Annotated in this window: 9 protein-coding genes and 2 pseudogenes; 7 read left to right on the top strand and 4 right to left on the bottom strand. The window is 32.9% G+C overall.

Features of this window, described 5'->3' with window-relative positions; translation table 11 throughout:
• The 4 genes from ABLV90_RS15160 to ABLV90_RS15145 all read right to left on the bottom strand — a co-directional run.
• Window positions 1-596: MupG family TIM beta-alpha barrel fold protein (locus tag ABLV90_RS15160; RefSeq protein WP_460872848.1), on the bottom strand; the 596-nt coding region annotated here is incomplete at its 3' end.
• Window positions 597-609: 13 nt separating this feature from the next.
• On the bottom strand, window positions 610-852 hold the full coding sequence (locus ABLV90_RS15155) for a MupG family TIM beta-alpha barrel fold protein (RefSeq protein ID WP_460872847.1): 243 nt from the start codon (window positions 850-852) through the stop codon (window positions 610-612).
• Between the two features lie 98 nt (window positions 853-950).
• Window positions 951-1280: a hypothetical protein gene (locus ABLV90_RS15150; protein WP_460872846.1), complete on the bottom strand. Its 330-nt coding sequence runs from the start codon at window positions 1278-1280 to the stop codon at window positions 951-953.
• Between the two features lie 62 nt (window positions 1281-1342).
• Window positions 1343-2035 (bottom strand): helix-turn-helix transcriptional regulator, encoded by a 693-nt coding sequence (locus ABLV90_RS15145; protein WP_046465878.1) that lies wholly within the window; start codon window positions 2033-2035, stop codon window positions 1343-1345.
• A gap of 451 nt (window positions 2036-2486) precedes the next feature.
• On the opposite strand from ABLV90_RS15145, the gene ABLV90_RS15140 reads away from it, so the two are divergent.
• The 7 genes and pseudogenes from ABLV90_RS15140 (at window position 2487) to ABLV90_RS15110 (ending at window position 10740) form a co-directional block, all read left to right on the top strand.
• The gene (locus ABLV90_RS15140) at window positions 2487-3281 is read left to right on the top strand and encodes an inositol monophosphatase family protein (protein ID WP_460872845.1); all 795 of its coding nucleotides are present in this window, start codon (window positions 2487-2489) and stop codon (window positions 3279-3281) included.
• Between the two features lie 154 nt (window positions 3282-3435).
• Window positions 3436-4363 (top strand): annotated as a pseudogene (locus ABLV90_RS15135) (LCP family protein).
• Window positions 4364-4670: 307 nt separating this feature from the next.
• Window positions 4671-7626 (top strand): annotated as a pseudogene (fdhF, locus tag ABLV90_RS15130) (formate dehydrogenase subunit alpha).
• A complete protein-coding gene (locus ABLV90_RS15125) occupies window positions 7626-8090 on the top strand; it encodes a helical membrane plugin domain-containing protein (RefSeq protein ID WP_046465874.1) in 465 nt (154 codons plus the stop codon). The pseudogene fdhF and the gene ABLV90_RS15125 overlap by 1 nt, the downstream one beginning before the upstream one ends.
• A 310-nt stretch (window positions 8091-8400) precedes the next feature.
• A complete protein-coding gene (locus ABLV90_RS15120) occupies window positions 8401-8634 on the top strand; it encodes a hypothetical protein (protein ID WP_080947915.1) in 234 nt (77 codons plus the stop codon).
• A gap of 25 nt (window positions 8635-8659) precedes the next feature.
• Entirely contained in the window at window positions 8660-9436 is a 777-nt protein-coding gene (locus tag ABLV90_RS15115) for an N-acetylglucosaminidase (RefSeq protein ID WP_427706671.1), read from the top strand.
• A gap of 179 nt (window positions 9437-9615) precedes the next feature.
• The gene (locus ABLV90_RS15110; RefSeq protein WP_427706673.1) at window positions 9616-10740 is read left to right on the top strand and encodes an FAD-dependent monooxygenase; all 1125 of its coding nucleotides are present in this window, start codon (window positions 9616-9618) and stop codon (window positions 10738-10740) included.
• Window positions 10741-10784 lie beyond the last annotated feature (44 nt).

Genomic DNA, 10784 nt, shown 5'->3' with positions numbered 1-10784 from the left:
TTTGTTGAAAAGGGTTGAATCTCTGTATCACAATAAAGACGAGCTTCTTGTGATCTAATAACGTGAGCTGGATTATCAGCACGTACCGTATGAGGTTTAAATAATATTGATGATACTTGGTCATCTAAAAGCTCAATATTTAAGTTGAAATGTCTGTGGTGTAAAAAAGTAATGAGTTGTTGTGCAGTATGTGAATCAATGAGTGGATCTCCAATCATTACATGTTCGACTAAGTTATCTTTAAGTAACTGTGCACTTTGAATAGGATGCTGATATCTTGTGGATTCAATTGTTGGCAAACCTTTATATAGAGGGCCACGCAACGTTGAACCAGTGATGAAGCCAAATATATCTGCGTGTGCGTTATATTTTAAAATTAAATTATTTTGTGACGCTACGAATTGCGGCTCCAAACCGGTATCAGGTCTCGGATAATAATTATGGCAATAACAGAGATAAGTAAAATCTTTAAGTTCATGGTAAAGCTGTTGCAATAATTGCTCTGAGATGATGCTAGCATTGATACAACATTTGAATCCGTTACTGATAATATCGTTGACGACATTTAAAGAAGTACTATGATCGATACGGATCATAAATTCGGCTGTCTCATATTGATGTAAAAATTGGTAGAAATTGTGATCCGAGCAACAAAGGATTGATATCAATCATATATGTAAGCTGATCATTAGATAAATAATCTAAAAGTTCTCCCAAATAGCGATATTTAGTACTTTCGTTTTCTTCAGGAATTTGTACAGATGTAAAAATGGTGCTGTAACCTGAAGCAATCATCCGTTTGATATATGGTTTGTCGATGGGCTGTCCAAGATATATAGAAAATCCATGCATTACTATCACTCCTTATATTGCTGTAATCGTTTTCATTGTACAACACATGAAAAACTATTACAATTTTAATTTATAAAAATCTTTTAAGTGTAATATTGTTACAAAAGAGGAGTTAATAATTGGTGGATACGAAATAAACGTTGCTGAATATCACTTATATATTTCGTTGTATTACCTATAGTTAGTTCATCTATAGGTTGCTCAATTTGATCAGAAAGAAATTTAAAGTAATTGTAGTGAATAAGAGAAGTGTGATGCTTTGAGACGCTTTTTAAAGTCGCGTATTCTTTATCGATATAATCATGAATATTTTGTTTGAAGTCGTTTTTCTTTTTATGATTGGTGACGATTGCGAATTTATATATTTCTAGTAAGTTTAATAATTTACTGATGTGTTGTTCTAAATGATGAAATTCTAAGTTATACATAAAGACTTCCTTTCATATGCTTATCGAAAAAATATAATTAATAAAAAATCCAACTGAGACAATTAGGACTCAGTTGGATTTAAAAATTGCTGATAATTATTTATTGTAATGTCTTGAGTCTTGATTGTCTTTTCAAATGAATATGAGATATCGTGTATATCAATAATAGGAATCTCATTTGTTTTACCCAAACCAATTTCAAAGACGACTGCTTTCCATAAACCTTTTTCACATAATAATCCGATAAAAATAACATTTTCAGTGCCTATATTTGTACCGTTATTGTATTCCATTGCCATAACATTTCTTTCAGTACAATAAATGAGGACTTCAGAAAATATAGGTGGTAAATTTGTATGTTGTCGGTGATCAAATTTAATATAACGATCTAGCTTTTTCAAAGCGCGTCGCATTTTTGTATAAGGTAAATTCAAACACTTTTTAATAATTGCATTAACTTCTTCTTTATAAGGTAACGTAGTGTAAGACTGACTTTCATTAAGCACTAAGAACAAAGCGGATAGTTGATTCTCAGTCAGCTCAATCTCATAACTATTTGGTGTTTCTTGAAGTTGGTAGCCACCTAGTTTACCGTGCTTTGCTAAAATTTTCACACCTTGATCTTCTAAATCTTGAATATCTCTTAAAATCGTTCGTTTTGATACTTCTAAATTTTTTGCTAACTCTGAAGCGGTAATTTGTCTATTCTCTTGAATAGCTAGAACAAGTTTATTTTGTCTCTCGCGTTTATTCATTAGAAAGTCACCTCCCAAATGATTACATATTACATTTATTATATCATAAAAGTGACAATGACGACATTTAGAAAAACTTTTTTAAAAAAATAAAGAAAACGCTTACATTCGTTAAAAACTTATGTTAATATGTAGTTAGTAACAAGGGGGTAGCGAGTAGATGACAAAGGGGTAGGCTATTACATATAGTTTTGTTAACATCTAATTCGTTCACGTTACTAATCAAACATCTTCAATATTTATTACTTACTTTCCTTTCTATTTAACCGACTAGCTACGCTGGTCGGTTTTATTTTTATGTCATAACGTCAATATGTGTGCCAAAATGTTTTGATGGTTATGATATATCATATATTTCATTAATATTTCTATGATAAAATATAATAAATTAAAGATAGTTGATCCTTAATAAGGAACATAATAATTTATAAATATAAAGAGGTGCCTATACATGGAAAAAGAACAATTAATTTATATCGATGATGCTGTGAGAGCTTGGCTTGAAACATTGGATGAGATCATCCCGAAGTTAATTGAAGATATGGTTACAAGTACGAAACAAAATAGATTTGATTTAGTGACAAATGTTGATAAATCAATACAAAACAACTTTGAACAATTTTTAAACCAAAACTTCCCGGAACATCAGTTGTTTGCTGAAGAAAAGTCAAATGAGGAAGTGCGTCCTAAAGAAGGGCATGTATGGGTTATGGACCCTATTGATGGAACGACGAATTTAGTTAAACAACAAGAAGATTACTGCATTATTCTAGGTTATTTTGTTGATGGTGAACCAGTGCTGTCATATATTTATGACTACCCACATGGTCAACTGTACAAAGCGACTAAAGGATACGGTGCATATGTGAATGGTAAACCATTAGAAAAACCTGAAAGTATTGATTTACAAGACGCGATTATTTCATTTAATACATTAGTTATGAATGATGAAACGATTCATGGTTTAAATGATGCTTCATTTAGTCATCGTTTTATCGGATCTTGTGGTTTAGATTCAATCCGTGTAATCAAAGGACAATTTGGTGCCCATGTTAATACAAATCCCAAACCTTGGGATATCGCGACACAATTCTTGTTTGCAAGTGAACTTGGACTTAAAATGACAACTTTAGATAATACGCCACTAGACTTTTCTAAAGCAGGTCCATTTATTATTAGTAACAATGCTTGTCATGAAAAAGTATTAGGTATACTAAATTCAGGAGATGGATACAAAATACAATAAGCAATCACTGTATTAAATATTTATTATATAAATAATAGGTCTAAAGCACTATGCCAAACCCAACTTATTAATATATAATGTATTACTAAATGAGAGAAAATTGAATACAGAAACGGAGAATGATAAGAGTGAATCGTTCTAAAAAAATAAAAAAATGGGATTACCAACAAAATTAATATTGTGGTTCTTTGGTATATTAGTTTTATTAGCTTTATTAGCAGTTATTTATCTAGGATTTAAAATATTTTCTGTTGGTGGATCAATTCATAATCCTTTAGACAGAGATAAATCTTCATTAAGAGATAAAGACGTAAACTTAGATGATGGTGACCCATTTACGATTGCGCTGTTTGGTGTAGATTCTGACGCTAAAAGGGATGCAGATGGTGGTGGACAACGTAGTGATACAGTAATGGTATTATCAATTAATCCGCAGAAAAAAACGACAGAAATTGTCAGCATTCCACGAGATACACAAGCAGAAATTGTCGGTAAAGGTACTACTGAAAAAATCAATCATGCATATGCGTATGGCGGACCTGACATGGCAGTGAAATCAGTAGAGAATTTATTGAATGTACCTATTGACCACTACGCAACGATAGATATGGATGGTATGCAAGATATGATAGATACTGTCGGTGGTATCAATGTAACGAGTAACGCATCATTCTCATATGATGGGTATCAGTTTAGTGAGGGCGTTCAATCCCATATGGATGGAAAAGAAGCGATGGCATTTATTAGAAGTCGTAAAGAAGATGGTGCTTGGTGGAGACTTTGGTCGTCAAGAACGTCAACAACTTGTTATCCAAGGCTTAGCTAATAAACTTACAAGTATCAGTTCAGTTACACATTTTAATTCATTAATGAATCATGTTGAAGATAATGTGAAAACGGACCTTACAGTTGGAGAATTAAACAAAATAAGAAGTAATTATAATGACGCGAACGAACAAGTCAATAGACATCAATTAGATGGACAAGGTGGCATACAAGATGATGGCTTGTACTACTTTATACCAAGTGAGAGTTCACTTAGTGAAATAGAAACAAACATTAAAGATAATTTAGGAATGTAATTTGAATGAACTATAGATTTTGGCGAATGCTAAAATCTATAGTTTTTTTATTATGCCAATATATATGAAATAATATAAAACTTATTAATTAAGAAAAATTCTATGAATATTAAGTTTTGGACTATAAAGTACATCTAATATAATAAAATGTGAAATAAGGTGGAAATCCTTAACATTTATACGAAATAGATATACAATATAGATAACATTATCTTAAAAAAGTGTGGGCTTTTTAGATGGAATGTTATTCAGCACCTAATAGATATATATAACGCGGGCATCATAAATAATAATAGGGGTGAAGAGAATGCAAGAACATTTGATTGTCTCATTGGATGGCAAAGATTATCTTGTAGAACCTGGGACGAATTTACTTGAGTTCATCAAATCTCAAGATACATTTATTCCATCAATATGCTATAACGAATCGCTAGGTCCAATACAAACTTGTGACACGTGTACTGTTGAAATAGACGGTAAAATGGCACGCGCGTGTGGCACAACAATTGATAGACCGATGATTGTTAATACGCAAAATGATAACGTACAAACAAGCCAAAAAGAAGCTTTAGACAGAATCTTAGAAAATCATATGTTGTATTGCACAGTTTGTGATTATAACAATGGCGACTGTGAAATACATAATACAATGGACCAATGGGGTTTAGAGCATCAAACTTATGAATATAAAGAAAAGCCATACGAAAAAGATTACGGTCCTTTCTATCGTTATGATCCAAATCAATGTATCTTATGTGGACGTTGTGTAGAAGTATGTCAAGATGTTCAAGTAAACGAAACACTTACAATTGATTGGGAACGTCAACAACCACGAGTGATTTGGGATAACGATACATCAATCAACGAATCATCGTGTGTAGGTTGTGGTCAATGTGCAACAGTTTGTCCATGTAATGCAATGATGGAAGTCAACATGGAAGGCAGTGCCGGATATATGACTGATTTAGAGCCAGGTTCATTAGTCGCTATGATTGATTTAACGAAAAAAGCAGAACCGGGTTATGGTCCATTGTTCGCAGTTTCTGACTCAGAAGCGGCAATGCGTGAAGAACGCATCGAAAAAACTAAGACAGTATGTACATATTGTGGTGTTGGTTGTTCTTTCGATGTATGGACAAAAGACAGAGAAGTTATAAAAGTTCAACCTCAACAAGAATCACCAGCTAATAAAATTGCAACGTGTGTTAAAGGTAAATTCGGTTGGGATTATATTGATTCAGAAGAACGTCTTACAAAACCATTAGTACGTAAAGATGGTCAATTTGAAGAAGTTGAATGGGATGAAGCACTGAAAGTTGTCTCTGACAACTTTAATAAAGTTAAAGCAACTCATGGTTCAGATGGTTTAGCATTTATATCATCTTCAAAAGCAACAAATGAAGAGTCTTACCTTATGCAAAAGCTTGCAAGACAAGTCATTGGCACAAACAACGTAGATAATTGCTCACGTTATTGCCAAGCACCAACAACAAAAGGACTATTTAGAACGGTAGGTCATGGTGGTGACTCTGGTTCAATAGACGATCTTGAAATTGCAGATATGGTCGTGTTAATTGGTACGAACACAGCAGAAGCTCATCCAGTTATTGCTTCACGTATTAAACGTGGTCATAAGCTATATAACAATACTTTAAATGTGTTTGATATACGTAAGCATGAAATGGCTGAACGCGCAGATAATTTCTATCAGCCTAAACCAGGCACTGATTTAGTTTGGTTGTCAGCAGTTACTAAATACATTATCGATAACGATCTTCATGATAAAGCGTTTATCGACAAATGGGTGAACAGTTTTGAAGCATATCATAAATCATTAGCGCCATTTACAATGGAGTTTGCTGAAGAAACAACGGGTATCTCTAAAGAGGCCTTAATAGACTTTGCACATCAAGTTGTTGATGCAGAATCAGTATCAATCGCATGGGCAATGGGCGTAACACAACAAGACATTGGTAGTGACACTTCGACAGCGATATCTAATTTATTATTAGCAACAGGTAACTATAGAAGACCAGGCACAGGCGCTTATCCATTACGTGGTCATAATAACGTACAAGGTTGTAGTGATATGGGAAGTATGCCTGATAAATTCCCAGGATACCAAAGTGTTACTGATGAGGAAATAAGAGCGAAATTCGAAAGAGAATATGGTGAAACATTACCAAACGAAGTAGGCAAAGATAACCATCAAATGATGGAAGGTATTCATGAAGGTGAAATTGATGCTCTTTATTTATACGGTGAAGATACAGGTATTGTCGACTCAAACATCAACTATGTACAAGCCGCATTAGAGAAAGTTGGTTTCTTAGTCGTACAAGATGAATTCTTTACATTTACAGCTTCATACGCAGATGTAGTGTTACCAGCTAGTCCATCATTAGAAAAAACAGGTACATTTACAAATACAGAGCGTCGTATTCAACGTCTATATCAAGCTTTAGAACCAAAAGGCGATTCTAAGCCAGACTGGGAAATTATTCAAGCTGTAGCGAAAACGTTAGGTTATGATTGGAACTATACGCATCCAAGTCATATTATGGACGAGATTGCAAGACTCACTCCGTTATATTCAGGTGTGAACTATGATCGTTTAGAAGGATATAATAGTTTACAATGGCCAGTAGCAGAAGATGGTACAGATCAACCGACACTTTTCTTAGAAGGCTTTAACTTTGATGATGGAAAAGCGAATTTCTATCCATTAACATTTGATAATTTCTTTAAAGTAAATGAAAAATATGATTTACACGTAAATAATGGTCGTGTATTAGAGCATTTCCATGAAGGTAATATGACTTATAAAGTGCCAGTGGCTTCAATACAAAATGCCAAATCCATTTGTCGAAGTGTCTCCTGAATTAGCAGAAGATAGAGGCATTCACGAAGGTGCAGAAATTAAATTGATTTCTGATACTGGTGAAGTAGAACTTGTGGCCCATGTCACAGATAGAGTTAAAGGTAAAGAAATCTATATTCCATTAAATAACAATGCTATGGAATATGGTGATCAAGGTGCCATTAACTTATTGACAAATAGTGATGTAGATAAAGACACAGACACACCATCTTATAAACGTACAAGTTGTCGTATGGAAGTGAAGACACGAAGAGGTAAATCACCACTCAATCCTACAAACTTCCGTGTAAACAAACAACGTCAACCACAATATAGCGTTCGAGTTGAAGACAAATGGAATCGTAAAGATTATACTTTCCCAGGAAGTCAGGTGGATAAATAATGGCTGAAAGAATAACAAATATTAAACGCATGCAAAAAACTGAAGCAGAGGTTAAAGAAGAAAATTTAGCTGAAGTGACCGATGCGATTGTAGCAAATAAAGACAGCATTTTAAAAGCGATTAATATCATTAGTACTTTAGATGATGCTAAATTGCTAGATGCTATGTCAGGTGCAGTTAAGAGTAGAGGTGTTATAGCCAATAAATTCTCTGTTGAATTAAATAAAGAACAATATTCAGGGTTAATTTCAAATATGGCTTCACTTGTATTTTTATTAGGCGATTTAGATGTAGATGATTTATCTGGGATGTTAAATAAAGTAAATAAAGGCTTACGCGTCGCAAATCAAGCCAATCCAAATCAAAAAACATCTATCACTGGTTTGATGGGTATGTTGAAAGATGATGAAATGAATCGTAGTTTAACATATATGATGAATATGCTTAGAGGAATGTCAAGATAAGCACTTTTAAATAAATATATAGTTAGAGGTCGGGACATAGCACATGTCTCAGTCTCATTTTTTATATTAGCAGTGGTTGACTGAATTGAAAATGCGTTTATATCAAGCTTGTATTCAACTTTACAGTCAGCTGTGCCGGGGTGGACGACGAAAATTTATTAGAAAAATTATATTTCTGTCCACTTCCTAACTGTTTATTGTTTTAAAAATGACATATTGAAACAATGGGAACTATGATACAATTTCTATTATTAGAATTAAATTTTATATATTTTTAAGGGCGAGGAGTGGAGGACTTATTAACGCGAAAATGATTAAAATCATGGCGATTATCTCAAATGTATTTCTAGTTTTGGGAATTATATTTTTAATAATGATGAATATGGTTATGGCAATTACAATGTTTGCTGTTTCATTAGTAATCAGTTTAATGATATTCAATATGTTGTTTAGAGATAAGAAAGCTATGAGGATAGCGCTTAACATTTCTTTTGTAGTTGTCTTAATTGCTATTATTATTGCTTATGTTACATTAACTAAATAAGTGTAAGCTAGGGAGTTATTATATAATGAATGGAATTTTAAAGAAAAGATTAACATTATTTATTATGCTCATTATCATCGTCATATTTGCGATTTTATTAATTATAAATGAAACACATCTATTTGATAATCAAAAGACACATTCTTTTAATGAAGCGGTAGATAAGCAACTTGGTGAAGGCACTTTAAATATGACAGAAAAAAATGGTCGATTTGTCGAGGCTTCAAAAACTGATGTTAAAAAGGCTATGGATGTAAATAATGACAAAGATAACTTAAATCATATGGATATATCTGAAAAAGTATCAATGTCAGAAAAAGAAGTAAATGATATTTTAAAAGATAAAGGTATATTGAAAAATAAAGGTGAAGCATTTTTAGAAGCACAAGATAAATATGAAGTTAATGTGTTATACCTTGTGAGTCATGCGCTTGTTGAAACTGGCAATGGTAAATCTGAATTGGCCAACGGTATAGAAGATGATGGTAAGCATTACTATAATTTTTATGGTATAGGTGCATTTGATGAAAATGCAGTACACACAGGTAGTAGTTTTGCTAAAAAGCAATCATGGACTTCACCAGAACGCGCAATTATGGGCGGAGCTAAATTTATAAGAGGCAATTACTTTGAAAATGAGCAATTATCGTTATATCAAATGCGCTGGAATCCAAAATCACCTGGAGAACACCAATATGCTAGTGATGTAGAATGGGATGAAAACATCGCCACATTTATGAAGGTTTATTATGATAAACTGGGTATAAAGAAAGATCATATTAATAAAGACTATTATTTATAAAAGTTGAGTTATCATATATTTATAGGAAAGATAACAGGTGTTTTCATGATACGTTTGTTATCTTTTTTGTGTGATGACTTATTGCCAATACTTAAGTTAATATCAAAGGACTTATTAATATATAGTTTTGCAAAAGTGTTAATATTGAATAGACTAGGAAAATTTGGAGTGAATTGAAAATGAAAATAGCTATAGTTGGCGCGGGCATTGGTGGATTAACAACTGCGGCATTATTAATTGAACAAGGACATGATGTCAAAGTATTTGAAAAAAATAAGGAAGTAGCTGAAATAGGCGCGGGCATCGGCATCGGTGGTAACGTTATTGAAAAATTAGGAAAGCATGATTTAGCAAAAGGCATTAAAAATGTCGGGCAAATTACTGATACGATGGAAGTGCGAGATGATAAAAATAACTTGCTATCCAAAGTGAAGTTAAAAAAGAATACGGTGAACTTAACAATGTCTCGTCAAGATTTAATAGATGTTATTCAATCTTATGTACCAGACACAGCAATCTATACAAATCATTTTGTGACTCATATTGATAATGGCGATTTAAAAGTGACTATACATTTTGATACACAACAAGAAGAAGCATTTGACTTATGTATTGGTGCAGATGGTGTACATTCTAAGATAAGAAATACGGTTGAACCTAATAGTAAGCCTGAATATCAAGGCTATACGGTATTTAGAGGATTAGTAGAAGATGTGGATATTAAAGATGCTCAAATTGCTAAAGAGTATTGGTCGCCAAAGGGTAGAGTAGGTATAGTTCCCTTATTAAACAACCAAGCCTATTGGTTTATTTCTATTAATGCGAAAGAAAAAGATAGTAAAATGAAAACCTATGGTAAACCTCATTTACAAGCCAGATTTAACCGTTTTCCAAATGAAGTAAGAGCCGTATTAGATAAACAAAGCGAAACAGATATTTTACTAAATGATATTTATGATCTAAAACCACTGAAAACCTTTGTTTATCAACGTGCTATTTTACTTGGTGATGCGGCGCATGCAACGACACCAAACATGGGACAAGGGGCAGGACAAGCAATGGAAGACGCCATTGTCTTAGCAAATTGTCTTGAGTCATATTCGTTTGATGAGGCGTTACAACGCTATGATAAATTACGTGTAAAACATACTAAAAAAGTAATTAAACGTTCTAGAAAAATAGGTAAGCTCGCACAACGTAGTAATAAACTGGTTGTAACTGTAAGAAATGGCGTTGCAAAAGCTTTGCCTAATAAGTTAGTTACGAACCAAACTAAATTTTTATATAAATCCAAAAGTAAATAAACTTGGTATATTTCAATAGAAAGCACCCATCCATATTTTTAATG

The organism is Staphylococcus sp. 2S1, assembly GCF_046721335.1.
GTDB classification, from domain to species: domain Bacteria; phylum Bacillota; class Bacilli; order Staphylococcales; family Staphylococcaceae; genus Staphylococcus; species Staphylococcus equorum_A.
Note: the sequence above shows the minus strand (reverse complement) of the source record. Positions and strands in the feature narration are given on the sequence as shown.